The organism is Ensifer sp. (assembly GCF_031989085.1).
In the GTDB taxonomy this organism is placed as follows: domain Bacteria; phylum Pseudomonadota; class Alphaproteobacteria; order Rhizobiales; family Rhizobiaceae; genus Ensifer.
The window spans coordinates 484124-500940 of sequence record NZ_DALZXU010000002.1 but is presented as its reverse complement, the minus strand read 5'-3'; the positions used below and the strand labels follow the sequence as shown (position 1 = coordinate 500940).

The following is a 16817-nucleotide window of genomic DNA, read 5'->3' as shown; positions in this document are numbered from 1 at the left end:
AGACATAAGCAGCCTTGCGCTGTTTCCGCCACGCGTGCAGTCTATCGGCGGCCTTGACGCGCCCGACATCCGTCGTGGCGTAACCCTTTCGCGGCGTTCCGGAGGACTGGCGCATGCGCGCGCAGCATCTGACCTTTGCCGTCGGCGATATCCACGGCTGCCTGAGCGAACTCGACGCGCTGCTATCGCAGATCGACGCCTATGCACCCGGTGGCAGGGTGATTTTTCTGGGCGACATGATCGATCGCGGCCCCGATAGTCGAGGCGTGATCGAACGGATCATGGCGGGCCCGCGCAAAGACAGCTGGTCCTGGACGGCCCTCAAGGGCAATCATGAAGAAATGCTGCTTGGTGCCCGTAGCGGCGAAAGCGATGTCGACTGGTGGCTCGTCAATGGCGGCAGGGAGACCCTTGAGTCCTATGGGAACACCATACCGGCCGCGCACCTGAAATGGCTGATGCGGCTACCTTCCATCATCGTCGAGCCATTGCGCATCTACGTTCATGCGGGCGTCGATGAAACCGTGCCGCTGGCGCACCAGGGCGAAGACATCTTTCTGTGGATCAGGCGGCCGGACAACCACTCGGGCGACTATTGGGGCCGGCATCTTTGTCATGGCCATACGCCGGACCGCGCCAACCCACGAACCGTCGGCAACAGGACCAACGTGGATTCGGCTGCCGTATTCGGCGGGCATCTCTCCTGTGCGATCTTTGATGACGACGTTCCCGGTGGCCCTATAGGCTTTCTCAGCACCCGGTCAGGATCTGACCAATCGTAACCGACCGTTGCCGAAGATGATCGTCACTGATCGGAATTGCATTGTGCGTCCGCCTGCCAGCCTGTAGGTGTTCCCGGATTGTCGGGCGGGTGTTCTCCGTCGCTGACCGCAGCTTCAGGGGATTACCGTTGGATACCGCGCCTTCATCTCTCTTTGCCAAGACCTTTTCCGCTCTCCTGTTCGATATGGACGGCACGCTGCTCAACTCGATGGCCGTCGTCGAGCGCGTTTGGGGCGCGTGGGCGGTACGCAACGGGCTCGATCCGGTCGAAATGATGAAGACGGTGCATGGCGTCCGTGCCGTCGACACGATCCGGACACTCGACTTGCCGGGCGTCGATCCGGAACATGAAGCTCATGAACTTGCGCTCGCCGAAATTGCCGACGTCGAAGGCATCATCGAGATCGAGGGCGCCATCGCCTTCCTCAACTCGCTGCCTCCGGAAAAATGGGCGATCGTCACCTCGGCGCCGCTCGACCTCGCCGTTCGCCGCCTTGCGGCAGCGGGGATCCCGACGCCAAGGCTGATGATCACCGGCGAAGACGTCTCGGTGGGCAAGCCGCACCCGGAGGGCTATCTGATGGCGGCCGAGAAACTTGGCGTTCGTCCGGAAGACTGCATCGTTTTCGAGGATGCGCCAGCAGGTATCCTCGCCGGCAAGGCCGCCGGTGCCGAAGTTATCGTGATCACCGGAGCGCATGCGGCTGCGGCCGACACGCCGCATCTGATGCTTGCCCGCTATAGCGACATCGAAGCGGGCGTTGGCGACGATGGTGCGCTGACGCTGCGTCAGCGTCGCTGAATTTCGCCCTGATCGGCGTATCAACAGATTGAAAAAGAAAGCCGGCGAAACGGACCTTGCCTGGGTCCGCTTTCAGCTTTCGCCGGCATAGCGCTTGAGGATCTCGGAGATATCCGGTTCAGCCTTGTCCGGATTGAGTTCGGCGCGAAGCTCGACGGCGTCGAGATGCTCAAGCATGATCTTTTCGGCTGCGGCGATATCCTTCGACCGCAAGGCGCGAATGATCTGAATGTGTTCGTCGACCGCACATTCTGGTGAGTGCAGGCGGGCGAAACGGGCAAGGATCAAAGAACAGCGCGAAACCACTTCGCGCACGAAGCGCGTCAACGCCTGCGATCCCGTCAATTCCGCCAGCAGGATGTGAAACTCGCCGGCCAGGCGTATCGACAGCGGTCCATGGTCGGAAAGCGCCGCCTGTTCCTCACGCACATGTTGCTCCAGCCGCTTGAAGCCTGCGGCACCAAGGTCGGCGACAAGTCGCCGGATGACCTCCGCCTCGAGCATGCGGCGCAGAGAGAAGATGTCGCGCGCCTCTTCCAGTGTCGGCTCGGCGACGCATGCGCCCTTGTTGGCCCTGAGATCGACAATGCCCTCCGCGTTCAGTCGAACGAGCGCGCCGCGCACGCTGGTTCGACTGACCTTGAAATGATCGGCGATCGTATCTTCTGACAGCTTGGTGCCGGGCTTCAGCGCCTGCTCCAGGATGGCCTGGCGCAACAACCGATAGACGACCTCGCTGCGGCTTGATCTCTCAGACAAGGTTGCCTCCCCAAGCACGCCGACTGCGGTCGGCAAAACATGTCCCAGGACTTCGATAGCGATCCCGGACAGTCGCGTCAATATTGTATACAATAATGTTGCCATTTGTATCCGGCTATCGTATGCAATTGACAGCGCCAACGGTACACCCTGGCGCCGGCCCATGCGGGAGGAGGCATGCGAAGAGGATCGCGTGACCTGCACGGGTCGAGATTGTCGTAGTCATCGGGAGGGGAAAATGAAGAAAAGAATTCTGCAGCTTTGCGCCACCGCAGCCGGCGTCGCGATCGGTCTGACGGCGTTTGCCGCCAGTGCAGCGACCACGCTGGAGACCGTGAAGGCGCGCGGCAAGCTGATCTGCGGCGTTTCCATGAGCACGCCGGGCTTTGCCACCGCAGACGCCAAGGGGCACATGCAGGGCTTCGACGTCGACGTCTGCCGCGCTGTCGCCTCGGCCGTTTTCGGCGATCCGGAGAAGGTCGATTTTGTTCTGACGAACATCAACACCCGCTTCCAGGCGCTGCAGTCAGGCGAAATCGACATGCTGTCGCGCCAGACCACCCACACATTTTCGCGCGAAGTCTCGCTCGGTCTCGATTTCGGGCCGACGGTGTTTTACGACGGCCAGGGGCTGATGGTGCCGAAGTCGCTCGGCGTCAACAGCGCCAAGGAACTGACGGACGCGGCGATCTGCACGCTGCCCGGCACGACCACGGCTCAGAACCTCAGCGACTTCTTCCGCTCGATCGGCGGCAAGTTCGAGCTGGTCGTGTTCGAAAGCCCTGACGAGAACCGCAATGCGTTCTTCTCCGGTCGCTGTGAAGCGATCTCGTCCGACCGGTCGGACCTTGCCTCGATCCGCGCTGTCGCCAACAATCCTGACGACTATGTCGTCCTGCCCGAGACGATCTCCAAGGAGCCGCTGGCGCCGTCTGTCCGCCAGAACGATTCCAACTGGCGCGACATCGTCTCCTGGTCGGTGTGGATGCTGATGGCGGCTGAAGAGCGCGGCATCACCCAGGCCAATGTCGACGAGATGACCAAGAGCGAGGATCCGGAAATCCAGCGCATGCTCGGCGTCAGCGAAGAACTGGGCAAGATGCTCAACCTCGACAACAAGTGGGGCTACAACATCGTCAAGGGTGTGGGCAATTACGGCGAAGTGTTCGAGCGCAACCTCGGCACCAAGACGGCGCTTGGCCTGACCCGTGGGCCGAACACCCGCTGGAGCGAAGGTGGTCTGCTCTACGCACCGCCGTTCCGTTGATCTTCATCGGCCCGCGCCTTGTGCGCGGGCCTTTCCGTCTTCGACGTTCCCCTTGCCCGGCAGACGTGTCGCCATGTCCCTGATTTATGACGCGCGCATCCGCGCGTTCCTCTACCAGCTAATCGCGATCGGCGCGGTTGTCCTCGTCGCCTGGGTGATGTTCAGCACCGCGAGCGCCAATCTCGCCAAGCAGGATATCGCCACCGGCTTTGGCTTCCTGGCGCGCCAGGCGGGCTTCGTCATCACCGAGACGGCGATCGCCTATGAGCCGACCGACACATTCGGCCGCGCAATCCTGGTCGGCATCGCCAACACGGTGAAGGTTTCGGCACTCGCCGTCCTTTTCGGAACGATCCTCGGCGTGCTTGTCGGCATCGGCCGGCTCTCGCACAACCCGGTTCTGTCGCGCCTGATGCTTGCCTATGTCGAGGCACTGCGCAACGTGCCGCTGCTCCTCTATCTCCTGCTCTGGTACTCGCTGATCATTTCGGTGTTTCCACCGGTCAGGCAGGCGATCGAGATGCTGCCGGGCGTGTTTCTGTCCAACAGCGGCCTGGTCATGCCGGCGATGCGCTGGGCCAGTGGTTTCGAGGCGTTGCTCGTCGCCCTCGTTATTGGCGTTGCTGCCGCCCTGGTGATCGCGCGCATTCTGGCGCGCCGCCGCATTGCAACGGGCAAGGACATGCCGATTGCCGCCATCGCGACGCTGGCCGTCCTGCTTCCATTTGCCATCACGCTGCTCTTCGCCGACATCTCCGTGTCTCTCGACGTTCCCGAACTCGGCCGCTTCCGCCTGACCGGCGGCTATCACGTGCGCCCGGAATTCGTGGCGCTGTTGATCGGTCTGACGCTGAGCGCGTCGGCCAACATTGCCGAGATCGTGCGCGCCGGCATTCAGGCCGTCAGCAAGGGGCAGTGGGAAGCGGCGACGGCCCTCGGCCTGCCACGCTCGCGCACGCTGAAGCTGGTCATCCTGCCGCAGGCGCTGCGCATCATCGTGCCACCGCTGACCAACACGTATCTCACGGTCTTCAAGAACAGCTCGCTTGCGATCGCCATCGGCTATCCGGATCTGGTGATGGTTTCCAACACGATCATGAACCAGACCGGCCAGGCGATCGAAGCCATCGCCATCTTCATGGCCGTCTATCTCGGCCTCTCCATCCTGATCTCGCTGGTGATGAACTGGTACAATGCGCGTGTTGCGCTGAGGGAGCGCTGAGCCATGACCCAGTTTGAAGGCTTTGTTGCCAGCCCGACCCTGATGGCCCCCGCCGCACGCCCGCCGGCTGGCAACCGCACCTGGCTCTCCGCCTACTTCGGTACACCGGGCAACGCCGCGATCACCATTGTCTGCCTGGGCACGATCTTCGGCCTCGCCAAACTCGCGATCGGCTGGCTGTTCGTGGATGCAATCTTTGCCGGCACGCCGGCGGAGTGCAAGGCGTCGAGCGGCGCCTGCTGGCCGTTCCTGTCGGCCAAGCTGCGCTACATCTTCTTCGGCTTCTACCCCTTCGACGAGCAATGGCGGCCGCTGACGGCGATGCTGCTGTTCCTGGGTGCCTGCGGCGTGTCGATGGTGCCGCGGACCTGGGGCAGGGCGCTTGCCGTCGCCTGGATCGTCGCGATCCTGCCGACACTCTACATATTGATGGCCGGCGGGCTGTTCGGCCTGACGCCCGTGCCGACCACCCAATGGGGCGGCCTGCCACTGTCCTTCATGCTGTCCTTTATCGGGCTTGCCTGCGCCCTGCCGCTCGGTATCGCGCTTGCGCTAGCGCGCGCATCCAGTCTGCCGGCGATCCGCGTCCTCGGCGTCGGCTTCATCGAGATCGTGCGCGGCGTCCCGCTGATCAGCATCCTGTTCATGGCGACCGTGATGCTGCCGCTGTTCATGCCCGACGGTATCACCATCGATAAGCTGCTGCGGGCCCAGGTGGCGATCATTCTCTTTGCCGCGGCCTATATCGCGGAAATCGTGCGCGGCGGCCTGCAGGCGGTTCCGAAGGGGCAGATCGAAGCCGGTCACTCTCTCGGGCTGCACTACTGGCAGATCATGCGCAAGATCGTGCTGCCGCAGGCGCTGAAGAAGGTGATCCCGCCGCTCGTCGGCCTGTTCATCGGCTTCTTCCAGGACACGACCCTGGTGACAATCGTCGGCCTGCTCGATTTCCTCGATACCGTGCGCACCGCCATGCGCGATCCGCAATGGCAGGGTATCGCCGTGCTCGAAGGCTATGTTTTCGCTGCGGTCGTTTACTTCTTTTTCAGCGCTTTGATGGGCGTTTACAGCCGTTTCCTCGAGCAATATTTCAGGACCACCCATGACTAGATCAGTCCACGTCATTCGCGCGGCGCACACCGTCGTCGGCTTCGATGCCGAAACGAAAAGCCATGTCTATCTCCATGACGCCGACGTCGCATACGACGACACCGGCTTCATCCATGTCGGCGGGCATTACGAGGGTGACTTTGCCAGCGAGACCTCCGGCGCCGAACGCATGGTGATGCCAGGTTTCGTCAATGTGCATTGCCACTCCGGCGAAGAGCCGATCTCCAAGGGCATCTTCGAAGATGCAGGCACGTCAGCCCTTTGGGGCAATGCACTCTACGAATACTCCAACTTGTTGGAGATCGACGACCGGGCCATCGAGGCGTCGTTGACGGTCATGCTCGGTGATCTGATGCGCAGCGGCGTGACGACGCTGCTCGACATCGCCGGCCCCCATGAAAGCTGGTTGCCGACGCTCGCGAAAAGCGGCGCACGAGCCTTCGTCGCTCCGGGTTTCCGTGAAGCGCAATGGCATGTCGAAGCCAGCCATCGCCTCGACTTCGTCTGGGACAAGGCGCGCGGACGCGAGGCGTTTGCGCGAGCGCTCGACGTTGTCGACGCTGCGGCCGCCCACCCGACGGGCCGGCTCGGCGGCGTGGTGGCGCCTTCGCAGATCGAGACCTGCTCGGCCGAGCTGCTGCAGGAAGCGGCGGCCGAGGCGCGCAAGCGCGGCATGCCGATCACCATTCACGCCGCCCAGACGATGGCGGAGCATGAAGAGCTTCTGCGTCGCACCGGCCTGACCGCCGTTCAGTATCTCGAAAGCCTGGGCATCCTCGGCGACAACCTGATCCTCGGCCACTGCATCTTCGTCGACAGCCATTCCTGGACGCGGCAGCGGACCGCCATCGATCTGGACCTGTTGGCCGAGCGGCGTACGACGGTCGCCCATTGCCCGGTCACGTTCTCGCGCAGCGGCATGGCGCTGGAATCGGTCGGTCGCTATCGTCGCGCGGGCGTCAACGTCGCGCTCGGCACTGACAGCTACCCGTTCAACATGCTCGAGGAAATGCGCCAGGCGATGATCTGCGCCCGGCTGTCGGGCAAGTCGGTATTCGACGTTTCGACGGGCGATATTCTCGAAACCGCGACGCTTGCCGGCGCCCGCGCGCTCGGTCGCGACGACATCGGCCGCATCGCCGTCGGCGCCAAGGCCGATTTCCTCATCATCGACCTGAAGCACCATGCCATGCAGCCGGTCTACGACCCCTTGCGCAACCTGCTGCATTGCGCGGCCGAGCGTGCGATCGAGGAAGTCCATGTCGATGGGCAATGCGTGGTGCGAAACGGGCGTCCGACCATGATCGACTATGACGGAGCCGTTGCGCTGCTTCAGGAGGCTCAGGATTATGCCTGTCGCAAGGCGCCGGAAAATGATCCGAAGAAGCGGCCGATGCGCGACCTGGCGCCGTTGTCGCTGCCCGTTGGCAGATAGCGACAATCACAAGCGGCAGTTGGAGGAAGCGCCGGCCACGCCGGCCCTTTCGTGTTTCAGGCCTGTGCGACCAGCCGCGGCTTTTGTGATGCCGCGTCATCCGGCTTCGCCTTCGCGAGCGGGTGTCCGTCCCTGAACAGCTTCCACTTTGTGGGTCTGAATGCGACCCTTGCGCGGTCCTGAGTTGTCGTGCGTTCGGGCGGCAGCTCGATTTCGGCATGGGGGTGGTTGCGGCCGAGGTCGATTTCGAGATGGCGGGTGCCGGCGACGCGGCGGCTGGCGATGACCAGGCCGGCGAGACAGCCGCCACATCCGTCGATCAGCTCGATGTCGTGCGGGCGGAAGTAGAGCGTGGCCGGGCCGTCGGGCTCGCTCGGGGCGCGCAGGCCGATCGGCCGGTCCTCGAACCAGATCTCGCCGTTCGACAGTGTGACGGCCAGCGCATTCGACTGGCCGATGAAGCCGAAGACGAAGGGCGAGACCGGATGATCGTAGATCTCGTCGGGCGTGCCGACCTGTTCGATCGCGCCCTTGCTCATCACCACGACCCGGTCGGCAAGTTCCAGCGCCTCTTCCTGGTCGTGGGTGACGAAGATGGTGGTGTGGCCGGTGCGGTCGTGGATCTCGCGCAGCCAGCGACGCAGTTCTTTTCTCACCTGCGCATCGAGTGCGCCAAAAGGCTCGTCGAGCAGAAGCACGTTGGGTTCGACCGCCATGGCGCGGGCGAGCGCCACGCGCTGGCGCTGGCCGCCCGACAGCTGCGCCGGATAACGCTTCTCAAGGCCCGAGAGCTGGACGAGATCGAGCAGGTCGAGGGCGCGCTTGCGGATTTCTGCGGCCGGCGGCCGGCGATTGGATGGCCTGACCTTGAGGCCGAACGAGACATTGTCGAGCACGGTCATATGCCGGAACAGGGCATAGTGCTGGAAGACGAAGCCGATGTTGCGCTCCTGCACGGTCTTTTGCGAGGCATCGTCGTCGCCGAAGAAGATTGTGCCGTCGGTCGGGCTTTCGAGGCCGGCAACGAGGCGCAGAAGCGTCGTCTTGCCGGAGCCGGACGGGCCCAAGAGCGCGATCAGCTCGCCCGAGCGGATGTCGAGCGAGACGTTGTCGAGCGCCGGAAAGCGGCCGAATTCCTTGCGTATGTTCTGAACGCGGACTTCCATGACGATCCGGACCTTTCAATGCCTGCGGCTGGCGGCGATCTCGGCGCTGTAGCGAAGCTCGAGCGCCGATTTCAAGACGAGGGTGACCAGCGCCAGCAGCGCCAGCAACGTCGCCACCGCAAAGGCGGCGACGAAGTTATATTCATTATAGAGGATTTCCACCTGCAACGGCATGGTGTTGGTCTGGCCGCGGATATGGCCCGAGACCACCGACACCGCCCCGAACTCGCCCATGGCGCGGGCGTTGCACAAGAGCACGCCGTAAAGCAGCCCCCATTTGATGTTGGGCAGCGTCACATGCCAGAAGGTCTGCCAGCCGGACGCGCCCAGGGACAGCGCCGCCTCCTCGTCGCTGGTGCCCTGTTCCTGCATCAACGGGATCAGCTCGCGGGCAACGAAGGGGAAGGTGACGAAGACGGTCGCCAGCACCAGCCCCGGCACGGCAAACAGGATCTGGATGCCATGGCTCTGCAGCCAGGGGCCGAGCAGACTGTGGGAGCCGAACAGAAGCACGAAGACGAGGCCGGAGATGACGGGCGAGACCGAAAACGGCAGGTCGATCAGCGTCGTCAGGAAGGCCTTGCCCTTGAACTCGAACTTGGCGATCGCCCAGGCGGCGGCAACACCGAAGACGAGGTTGAGCGGCACGGCGATGGCCGCCACGATCAGCGTCAGGCGGATGGCGGAAAAGGTCTCGGCATCGCCAAGGGCCGAAAGGAACTCGGCCGGCCCCTTGCGCAGCGCCTCGGTAAAGACGGCGGCCAGCGGCAAAAGCAGGAACAGGCCGACGAAGGCGAGCGCTGCCACGATCAGGCTTACCCGCGCAAAGCGGCTTTCCGAGGTGGCGGCGCGCACGTGCCGGGAGGCGGCATGCTGGGAGACGGCAGCGGCATCAGGCGACATAGACATATCTCCGCCGGCTCCAGGCCTGGATCGAGTTGATGACGAGCAGCATGGCAAAGGAGATGATCAGCATCACCGCGGCGATGGCGGTGGCGGCGGGATAGTTGAACTCCTCCAGCCTGATGACGATCAGGAGCGGCGCGATCTCGGAGACATAGGGCAGGTTGCCGGCAATGAAGATCACCGAGCCGTATTCGCCGACGCCGCGGGCAAAGGCGAGCGCAAAGCCGGTGAGCCCGGCCGGCAGCAATCCCGGCAGCAACACTCGGCTGATCGTCTGGAAGCGGCTGGCGCCAAGGGTGGCGGCTGCCTCCTCTACCTCCTTGTCGATCTCTTCCATGATCGGCTGCACCGTCCTGACGACGAAGGGCAGGCCGACGAAGATGAGGGCGATGACGATGCCGGCGGGCGTAAAGGCGATCTTGATGCCGAGCGGGGCCAACAGCGAGCCGATCCAGCCGTTCGGGGCATAGAGCGTGGCGAGCGCAATGCCGGCGACCGCCGTCGGCAGCGCAAACGGCAGGTCGACCATGGCATCGATCACCCTTTTGCCGGGGAAGCGATAGCGCACCAGCACCCAGGCGAGGATGACGCCGAAGACGAGATTGACGATGGCCGCGACAAAGGCCGTGCCGAAACTGATCTTCAGCGCGTTCAAGGTGCGGGTGTCGAGCGCCAGCGTGATGAACTGCGACCATCCCAGGCTGCTGGAGCGCCAGACGAGCCCCGACAGCGGGATCAGAATGATCAGCACCAGCCAGAACAGCGTGATGCCCAGCCCCAGGCCGAAGCCCGGAAGCACACTCGGCTGACGAAACCGCCAGCGCCTGATGTCGCCATGCCCGCTCAAATCAAAACCACCCTCTCCATAGACCAGGCCGAAGCCCGGTTGTCCCCAACGATCGGCAGTCCCTAAGCCAGCCTAACAATCGCCTTTCCATCGCGCTCAAAGCAGACCCCGTGAGCCATCCCAGGACAACGCGCTTCCGGTTCGCTCGCAAGCTCGCCATGTCTCGCCCGGCCGGTGTCGCTCGGCGAACCTGCTGCCAAGCAAAACGTAACAGCGTCTGCTTCGAAATCTTCAGGTCAAACTATCAACTTCACCGTCACCAACAACGCAGTTTTTGACCGCACGCGGCCTCAAAGCGAAACTGATTTCGCTAAAAAACGCGTCTGAAGAAACACTCTGCCTCCACTATTGTTCCATTAGGGATTCGGCATATTCGGAGGCGTGTCGATATCAAGAGCAAAGTTATGCTATAGAAATTATAGATATTGAACGTTCCTTGCTTACTTTGCCGCGTGCGCCTTCGCATAATCGTCTCATGAAATGTTCGACGGCCGAGCAGCTGGCCGCGGTCGCGTGGATCCTGGCGCAAGAGGTTGATACCATGGCAAAAACCTTGATCATCCCGGGTCTGTTCGGCTCTGGCGCTGGACACTGGCAGCGTCATTGGCTCGACGATCGACCGCAGGCGGCGCTGGTGGAGCAGGAGGATTGGGACCATCCGGTGCTCGAACAATGGCGGGGCGCTCTGGAGCAGGCCATTCTGCGCCATGGCGTCGTGGATCTTGTCGCGCATAGTCTCGGTTGTGTCCTTGTGGCAAGCCTCGCGCGGCGACCGATCGCGCGCCAGGTGCGCGGCGCATTGCTGGTGGCACCCTGCGATCTCGATGCGACCGAGCGCCTTCATCCCGGCGCAATTTCGTTCGGCGCGATGCCCGATCATCCGCTGCCGTTTCCGAGCCTGATTGTCGGCAGTCTCAACGACCCCTACATGCCCTTCGATCGCCTGCGGTACATCTCGACCCGCTGGGGCAGCCGGCTCGTCGATCTCGGCCAGGCCGGGCATATCAATGTCGCGAGCGGTTTCGGTCGCTGGTCGCGCGGCTATGATCTACTGACGGTTCTGAACGGTATCGCGAGACGGGAACTTGCCCAGCCGATTGTCGTCCAAAGCAGTGAAACGCGCGAAAGCAGTGTCGTCGCCGCACGGTAGCCGGTGGTGCGCACGCGCCTCGGCCGCCGAGGTGCTGAATCGATGTCGGGCACAAAGCGCTTGATGTCCGCCCGAATTCGCGTTCTAATAGAGCATAAACTTTATAGAGTATGCCGTCAGGGATGACCATGTGCCGAGGTGCCAGGCCAGCCAGAACAACGGATACCCATTCGCCGGCCGGTGCGGTTGGCGGCCCCATCCCCGACACTGCAGATTTCAGCCGGTGCGTCGGCCGGTCATGGTGCCGGGCGATGCCCCGAGCTCCGGTCCGTGTGCGGGACCGGAACAGCCATGCGTTTCAAACCTGGCCGGCTGAGCGCAGTCGGGCCACAAGGGAGCTCACATGACTGTCCACGGATTGTTCGCCAAGATGTTGCCCGGCCGCGAAGATCACCAGGAAAAGCCGCGTATCGCCATCATCGGGCGCGGGTTTTCCGGGATCATGATGGCGATCGCACTGATGAAGTCGGTGCGTACCGCGTTTCACGTCCATCTCTTCGATCCGCAGCCGACCATCAGCGGCGGGCAGGTCATGGCCGCAGCGCAGAGCGGCGAGATCCTCAACAGCCGCGTGCGCGATCTTTCGGTTGCCGCCGGCCAACCGGAGGATTTCAACGACTGGCTCTGCGGGAACGAAGACTTTCGCTCCGCGGTCTCCGCCGCCATACCTGGCTTCCAGCAGATTTTCGTGCCGAAGAGCATCTTCAGCGATTATGTCTACCAGCGTTTCTCCGAGGCGCTGACCCGCCGGCCGGATATCACCATGCAACTCTCCTGCGAGGCGGTGCTGGGCCTGAGGAAGCTTCCCAGCGGCCGCTTCTCGATTGTGCAGGAAGACGGCGCGATCGAGTGTGACGTCGCGGTGCTCGCAACAGGCTTTGGCATTCGCTCGCTTGAAATGGAGGTCGCCGACGACGAGCGCCCGCTCGTCAGAGCCCGGCGCCTCGCCGTGCCGCGTCATGCGGTGCTGCTCGGCAGCGGCGTGCGCGTCGTCGACCGCCTGCTGCAGATGCGCGACAATGGCTATGCAGGCGAGATTACCATAGTGTCCCGGCACGGTTTTCTGCCGCAGTCGCATACAAGGCTTTCGGCGGCACCGACATTTCCCGTCGATCCCATGCCGACCGGACTTCGCGACATCGTCCGTTTTGTCCGACAGGCCTGCGCCGACGCGGAAGCAAATGGTCTTGGCTGGCAAGCCGCGATGAACGGGCTGCGCCGCCGCGCGCGCTCGCTCTGGCAGGCATTGCCGGAGCGGGAAAAACGTCAGTTCAACCGTCATCTGCGCTCGATTTACGACAGTCATCGCAATCGCCTGCCGGCGCCTCTGCACCTGCGCCTGCAACAGGAACTGGCCGATGGCCGCACAGTGGTGCGTAAAGGCTGGGCCGGGCGTCGCAGGCCAGACGGCCTGATGGTGCGTTGGGCAGGGGCTACACAGGAAGATCTGCTCGAGGCCGATCAGGTGATCGATTGCCGCTGTTCTGCGCCCGATCTCAAGGCACAGGTCATACAGGCCCTCTTTGCCGGTGGCCTGGCGCAACCGGACGAACTCGGGCTCGGCCTTGCCGTCAGCCCCGCCGGCGAAGTGCTCATGGATGGGCAGCCAACGAGCAATCTCTACGCTATCGGTCCTCTGGGCCTCGGCAGCCTGCCCGATATCGATCTTGTTCCCGAGATCGTCACACAAACCTATGCCGCGTCCAGATTGATCGCCACCCGCCGCCGGGTGACGCAGAAGTCGGCCTAAGCAATCGGCGTCAGCGACGGCTGGACCACGGAACCAGACGTCGTTCGATCCACCGGGCAACGACTTCGAACAGGAAGGCAACGACGGCGATCACCACGATGCCGGCAATGACGATGTCGGTGACCAGGAACTGTGCGGCCGACTGGATCATGAAGCCGAGGCCGCGCGTCGCCGCCACCAGTTCGGCGGCAACCAGTGTCGACCAGCCAGCGCCGAGCGCAATGCGTGTCCCCGTGAGAATGGACGGCAGCGCGCCCGGCAAGATGACGTATTGCAGCAATTGCCGTCTCGATGCGCCGAAGGCGCGCGCCGCGTTGATGTGATCGCTCGACGCCGATTTGACCCCCGAGGCCGTCGACAGAATGATCGGCGGCAGCATGGCCAGCGCGATGACGGCGATCTTAGAGGCTTCGCCGATGCCGAGCCAGATGATGACGAGGGGCAAATAGGCGAGCGGCGGCAGTGGGCGCAGAAATTCCACGATCGGGTCGAGGATGCCCTTGCCCCAGCGGCTGGTGCCGATCGCCAGGCCCGCGGGTACGCCGAGCATGAGGGCAACGCCGAGCGCGCCGAAGATGCGCGACAGGCTGGCAGCGACATGCTGGGCGAGCGTTGCATCGACAAAGCCCGTCGTCGCCAGCCCGCTCAGGGCCCGAGATACGGCGAGCGGCGAAGGCAGGAACAGCGGCGGCACGAGCCGGTAGTATGAGACGAGGCTCCACAGGCCGATCAGCACGCCGACCGTCGCCACCGAAATCCAAGGCAGCGGCAATCGGCGTGACGGTCGGGCGCCGATCGCGCTGCCCGGTTCTTCATCAATGGATGCCGCTTCGAGAGAAAGGGTCATGCAGCAACACCTTCATCTTCTGAATGAATAAACCTGGTCAAGTCATCGTGCAGCAGCCTGAATTCGTTTGAGGCGCGCAGCTCGGGCTGCGGCACTCCGGCGAGATAGTCCCGCCCGAAGGTCACCGGGATCGCCTTTGCAATCCGGCCGGGGCCGGCACTAAGCACGACGATGCGGGTTGCCAGCAACAAGGCTTCATCGATGCTATGGGTGATCAGCAGCGCGCCGGCGCGGCTCGCCTGCCACATGTCCAGGAGGAAACCCTGCATGCGCACGCGCGTCAGTGCATCGAGCGCCCCGAGCGGCTCGTCCATCAGCAGGAACCTTGGATGAGAGGCGAGCGCCCGCGCGATACCGACCCGCTGGCGCATGCCGCCGGATAATTCCCAGACCTTGGCGGCACCCGCTGAAGGCAGGCCGACACGCTCAAGCAGCGCCTGGGCTTCCTTCAACCGCTGCTCCCTGCCGAGCCCACGCAGGCGCAACGGAAAGGCGACATTCTCGACCGCCGTCAGCCACGGATAGAGCGCATCGTCCTGGAACACGACGGCACGGTCGGAACCGGGGCCAGACAACGATCGGCCATCCAGCGTAACTTCGCCGCTGCTTGGCGGCAGAAAACCGGCTGCCAGATTGAGCAGGCTGGTCTTGCCCGAACCGGACCTGCCGATCACCACGACGAAATCGTCGTCGGCGATGTCCAGGTTGATCCGATCGAGGATCAGCGGCGCCTGCGATCGGCCATCACCGGACGGGTAGCGCAACGAGATGTTTTCAAGACGAAGCACCGACATCGTGCAGTCCTCATGGTCGCTGTTTTGCCGAAAGCGATGGGCTGGCGATACGCTTCTGCTGACCGCCAGCCCGTCAACGGAACGCCCTCAGGCTCAGAACGAGAGCTTGGCGGCTTCCTGCGCCCAGCGCGCGGAGACATAAGGGGTGTAGTCCTGAAGAACGGCCGGGATCTTGCCCTGTTCAAGCAGGAAGGCCGAGGTTTGTGCGACAGCCTTGACGGTGGCGCCGCCGAGAAGCTCGGGACCGGCCTGCTCTTCCAACGATGGGAAGTAATAGCCCTTGAGCAGCGCCGGCACCTCTTCCTGCTTTGCGCCGGTCAGCCGTGCGATCTTTTCCGCCTGCGCCGAGGTGGCGCTCCACGCGTCGGGCTTGGCCCTGTAGTCGGCATAAGCATCCCCGGTAACCTTGACGAAGCCGGTCACGACATCCGGATGCTCTTCGGCGAATTTCTTGCTGACGATCCAGGCGTCGAAGGTCGGGCCGCCCCATTTGGCGACGTCGGCCGAGGTTGCCAGAACCGTCGACGTCTTCTTGATCTCCGACAGGACCGGATCCCAGACATAGGCGCCGTCGATGTCGCCGCGCGTCCAGGCCGCTGCAATTTCCGGCGGGCGCAGGTTGAGGATTTCGACCGATTTCGGGTCGACGTTCCAGTGCTTCAGCGCGGTCAGAAGGCTGTAGTGGGCCGTCGAGACGAATGGGGTGGCGATCTTCTTGCCGGCGAGTTCCTCCGGCTTGCTGACATCCTTGACCGCCAGCGCTTCCGCTTCGCTGATCAGGCCGACGACGAAGATGGTTTCAAACGGCAGTTCCCGGCTGGCCGCCGCCGCGAGCGGCGAGGAGCCGACATAGCCGATGTCGATCGAGCCGGACGCAAGGGCGGCAATCACATCGGCACCGCCGTCGAATTTCTGCCAGTTGATCTTTGCCCCCGTGACCTTCTCATAGGTGCCGTCGGCCTGCGGCACGCGCGAAGGCTCGACGATCGGCTGGTAGCCGATGGTCAACGTGGTATCGGCCGCATGGGCAGCAACCAGCCCCTGCGTTGCCAGCAGCAGCGCTGCGGTTGATGCCAAAAGGGTGCGTCTTGCGATGATCATTGCCCTGCTCCTCAACGGTTTGCCGATGGCCCCGTCGTGGAGCCTGCAAAGATAATCTCAAAACCCATGGATTTTATGGAGATAAAAAATACCCCGTTTGTTCGACGGGGTATGAAGCCATTCCAAACTTCGGCCCTTTGGCCGTGTTCTCTACCTTAATCGAGCTGGTTGCTCGCGTTACGGCTGAAAGCTGCCGTAGCGGCCACCGTGGTAAAGCACCGGCTCTCCTGAACCGGAGGTGATCGCCAGGACCCGCCCGAGGATAATGGCGTGGCTGTGGCGCTCGATGATCTCCTCGACCTCGCAGTCGATCGCGGCAAGTGCGCCGGCAAGTGCCGAAGCGCCGCTCACGAGAGGCCGCCATTCGGCGCCGCCATATCGCGCAACACCTTTGAGGCCGCCGAAGCCTGCGAAGCGCTCGGCAACCTGTTGCTGCTCGCTTGAAAGGATGTTGATGCAGAAATGCCGGTAGCGTTCGATGACGGGCCAACTGGAGGACGTCCGGTTGATGTTGACGATCATCGTCGGCGGGTCAACGGAAAGAGCTGTGGCCGATGTGACCGTGGCCCCGGTGCGGTCGTCGCCGATACCGGCCGTCACGACTGAGACGCCGCCCGACAGGTTGCGCATTGCGGATTTGAGTTCGGCTGGCGTGATGGGAGCCGAATGCCCGATGGAGCGATCGGCTGCCGAGAATGCTGGCGATGCGGCGAGGGCGATGTTCATGCGATATCCTCGAAAAATTTGACCTGCTTCCCGGCCGACAAACCGCAATCCGGGAAAAATTTTTCCTCCACCCAAAAATGATCGCCTGATTTTTCATTGTCAATAAATTTTATAGAGTTTATCTTTTTTGCATTGTCGGCGGCGCTTGCCGC

General features: G+C 63.1%; 16 protein-coding genes. 8 read left to right on the top strand and 8 right to left on the bottom strand.

The features are described from left to right. Positions 1-113: 113 nt before the first annotated feature. Both RTP54_RS15220 and RTP54_RS15215 read left to right on the top strand, forming a co-directional pair. Positions 114-782: a metallophosphoesterase family protein gene (locus RTP54_RS15220; RefSeq protein ID WP_312363872.1), complete on the top strand. Its 669-nt coding sequence runs from the start codon at positions 114-116 to the stop codon at positions 780-782. Positions 783-910: 128 nt separating this feature from the next. Further along, on the top strand, positions 911-1585 hold the full coding sequence (locus tag RTP54_RS15215) for an HAD family hydrolase (protein ID WP_112815200.1): 675 nt from the start codon (positions 911-913) through the stop codon (positions 1583-1585). Positions 1586-1657: 72 nt separating this feature from the next. Here RTP54_RS15215 and RTP54_RS15210 read toward each other — a convergent pair whose 3' ends face one another. Continuing rightward, positions 1658-2344, bottom strand: coding sequence for a GntR family transcriptional regulator (locus RTP54_RS15210; protein ID WP_312363868.1), 687 nt, complete (start codon positions 2342-2344; stop codon positions 1658-1660). Between the two features lie 238 nt (positions 2345-2582). Here RTP54_RS15210 and RTP54_RS15205 point away from each other — a divergent pair, with 238 nt between their 5' ends. The 4 genes from RTP54_RS15205 (at position 2583) to RTP54_RS15190 (ending at position 7378) form a co-directional block, all read left to right on the top strand. Then, a complete protein-coding gene (locus RTP54_RS15205; RefSeq protein ID WP_312363865.1) occupies positions 2583-3611 on the top strand; it encodes an amino acid ABC transporter substrate-binding protein in 1029 nt (342 codons plus the stop codon). Between the two features lie 73 nt (positions 3612-3684). Further along, positions 3685-4833 (top strand): amino acid ABC transporter permease, encoded by a 1149-nt coding sequence (locus tag RTP54_RS15200; protein ID WP_112809501.1) that lies wholly within the window; start codon positions 3685-3687, stop codon positions 4831-4833. A 3-nt stretch (positions 4834-4836) separates the two neighbouring features. Then, on the top strand, positions 4837-5943 hold the full coding sequence (locus RTP54_RS15195) for an amino acid ABC transporter permease (protein WP_312363863.1): 1107 nt from the start codon (positions 4837-4839) through the stop codon (positions 5941-5943). Beyond that, positions 5936-7378 (top strand): amidohydrolase family protein, encoded by a 1443-nt coding sequence (locus RTP54_RS15190; protein ID WP_312363861.1) that lies wholly within the window; start codon positions 5936-5938, stop codon positions 7376-7378. Before RTP54_RS15195 ends, RTP54_RS15190 begins: the two co-directional genes overlap by 8 nt. A gap of 56 nt (positions 7379-7434) precedes the next feature. Here RTP54_RS15190 and RTP54_RS15185 read toward each other — a convergent pair whose 3' ends face one another. From RTP54_RS15185 to cysT, 3 genes are read right to left on the bottom strand one after another with little or no spacing between them, the layout of a single operon-like run. Continuing rightward, entirely contained in the window at positions 7435-8544 is a 1110-nt protein-coding gene (locus RTP54_RS15185; protein ID WP_312363860.1) for a sulfate/molybdate ABC transporter ATP-binding protein, read from the bottom strand. A gap of 15 nt (positions 8545-8559) precedes the next feature. Continuing rightward, on the bottom strand, positions 8560-9447 hold the full coding sequence (gene cysW, locus RTP54_RS15180; RefSeq protein WP_112812295.1) for a sulfate ABC transporter permease subunit CysW: 888 nt from the start codon (positions 9445-9447) through the stop codon (positions 8560-8562). After that, a complete protein-coding gene (cysT, locus tag RTP54_RS15175; protein WP_112834352.1) occupies positions 9437-10297 on the bottom strand; it encodes a sulfate ABC transporter permease subunit CysT in 861 nt (286 codons plus the stop codon). The genes cysW and cysT overlap by 11 nt, the downstream gene beginning before the upstream one ends. Positions 10298-10838: 541 nt before the next feature. On the opposite strand from cysT, the gene RTP54_RS15170 reads away from it, so the two are divergent. Both RTP54_RS15170 and RTP54_RS15165 read left to right on the top strand, forming a co-directional pair. Beyond that, positions 10839-11447: an alpha/beta hydrolase gene (locus tag RTP54_RS15170; RefSeq protein ID WP_312363857.1), complete on the top strand. Its 609-nt coding sequence runs from the start codon at positions 10839-10841 to the stop codon at positions 11445-11447. 343 nt (positions 11448-11790) lie between these two features. Beyond that, positions 11791-13197 (top strand): FAD/NAD(P)-binding protein, encoded by a 1407-nt coding sequence (locus RTP54_RS15165; protein ID WP_312363855.1) that lies wholly within the window; start codon positions 11791-11793, stop codon positions 13195-13197. A 10-nt stretch (positions 13198-13207) separates the two neighbouring features. Here RTP54_RS15165 and RTP54_RS15160 read toward each other — a convergent pair whose 3' ends face one another. The 4 genes from RTP54_RS15160 to RTP54_RS15145 all read right to left on the bottom strand — a co-directional run bounded on the left by RTP54_RS15160 (position 13208) and on the right by RTP54_RS15145 (position 16665). Then, the gene (locus tag RTP54_RS15160; RefSeq protein WP_312363853.1) at positions 13208-14044 is read right to left on the bottom strand and encodes an ABC transporter permease subunit; all 837 of its coding nucleotides are present in this window, start codon (positions 14042-14044) and stop codon (positions 13208-13210) included. Continuing rightward, positions 14041-14838, bottom strand: coding sequence for an ABC transporter ATP-binding protein (locus RTP54_RS15155; RefSeq protein ID WP_312363852.1), 798 nt, complete (start codon positions 14836-14838; stop codon positions 14041-14043). The genes RTP54_RS15160 and RTP54_RS15155 overlap by 4 nt, the downstream gene beginning before the upstream one ends. Before the next feature lie 93 nt (positions 14839-14931). Continuing rightward, a complete protein-coding gene (gene tauA / locus RTP54_RS15150; protein ID WP_312363850.1) occupies positions 14932-15939 on the bottom strand; it encodes a taurine ABC transporter substrate-binding protein in 1008 nt (335 codons plus the stop codon). A 177-nt stretch (positions 15940-16116) separates the two neighbouring features. Then, complete coding sequence (locus RTP54_RS15145) at positions 16117-16665, bottom strand: flavin reductase family protein (RefSeq protein ID WP_112807050.1); 549 nt, start codon at positions 16663-16665, stop codon at positions 16117-16119. Positions 16666-16817: the final 152 nt, after the last annotated feature.

Bases quoted from the DNA above. Each gene is read 5' to 3' on its own strand.
- RTP54_RS15220 (WP_312363872.1), top strand. From the start codon at position 114: ATGCGCGCGCAGCATCTGACCTTTGCCGTCGGCGATATCCACGGCTGC.
- tauA (WP_312363850.1), bottom strand. From the start codon at position 15,939: ATGATCATCGCAAGACGCACCCTTTTGGCATCAACCGCAGCGCTGCTG.
- RTP54_RS15170 (WP_312363857.1), top strand. From the start codon at position 10,839: ATGGCAAAAACCTTGATCATCCCGGGTCTGTTCGGCTCTGGCGCTGGA.
- RTP54_RS15190 (WP_312363861.1), top strand. From the start codon at position 5,936: ATGACTAGATCAGTCCACGTCATTCGCGCGGCGCACACCGTCGTCGGC.
- RTP54_RS15160 (WP_312363853.1), bottom strand. From the start codon at position 14,044: ATGACCCTTTCTCTCGAAGCGGCATCCATTGATGAAGAACCGGGCAGC.
- RTP54_RS15145 (WP_112807050.1), bottom strand. From the start codon at position 16,665: ATGAACATCGCCCTCGCCGCATCGCCAGCATTCTCGGCAGCCGATCGC.
- RTP54_RS15155 (WP_312363852.1), bottom strand. From the start codon at position 14,838: ATGTCGGTGCTTCGTCTTGAAAACATCTCGTTGCGCTACCCGTCCGGT.
- RTP54_RS15205 (WP_312363865.1), top strand. From the start codon at position 2,583: ATGAAGAAAAGAATTCTGCAGCTTTGCGCCACCGCAGCCGGCGTCGCG.
- RTP54_RS15185 (WP_312363860.1), bottom strand. From the start codon at position 8,544: ATGGAAGTCCGCGTTCAGAACATACGCAAGGAATTCGGCCGCTTTCCG.
- cysW (WP_112812295.1), bottom strand. From the start codon at position 9,447: ATGTCGCCTGATGCCGCTGCCGTCTCCCAGCATGCCGCCTCCCGGCAC.
- RTP54_RS15200 (WP_112809501.1), top strand. From the start codon at position 3,685: ATGTCCCTGATTTATGACGCGCGCATCCGCGCGTTCCTCTACCAGCTA.
- RTP54_RS15195 (WP_312363863.1), top strand. From the start codon at position 4,837: ATGACCCAGTTTGAAGGCTTTGTTGCCAGCCCGACCCTGATGGCCCCC.
- RTP54_RS15165 (WP_312363855.1), top strand. From the start codon at position 11,791: ATGACTGTCCACGGATTGTTCGCCAAGATGTTGCCCGGCCGCGAAGAT.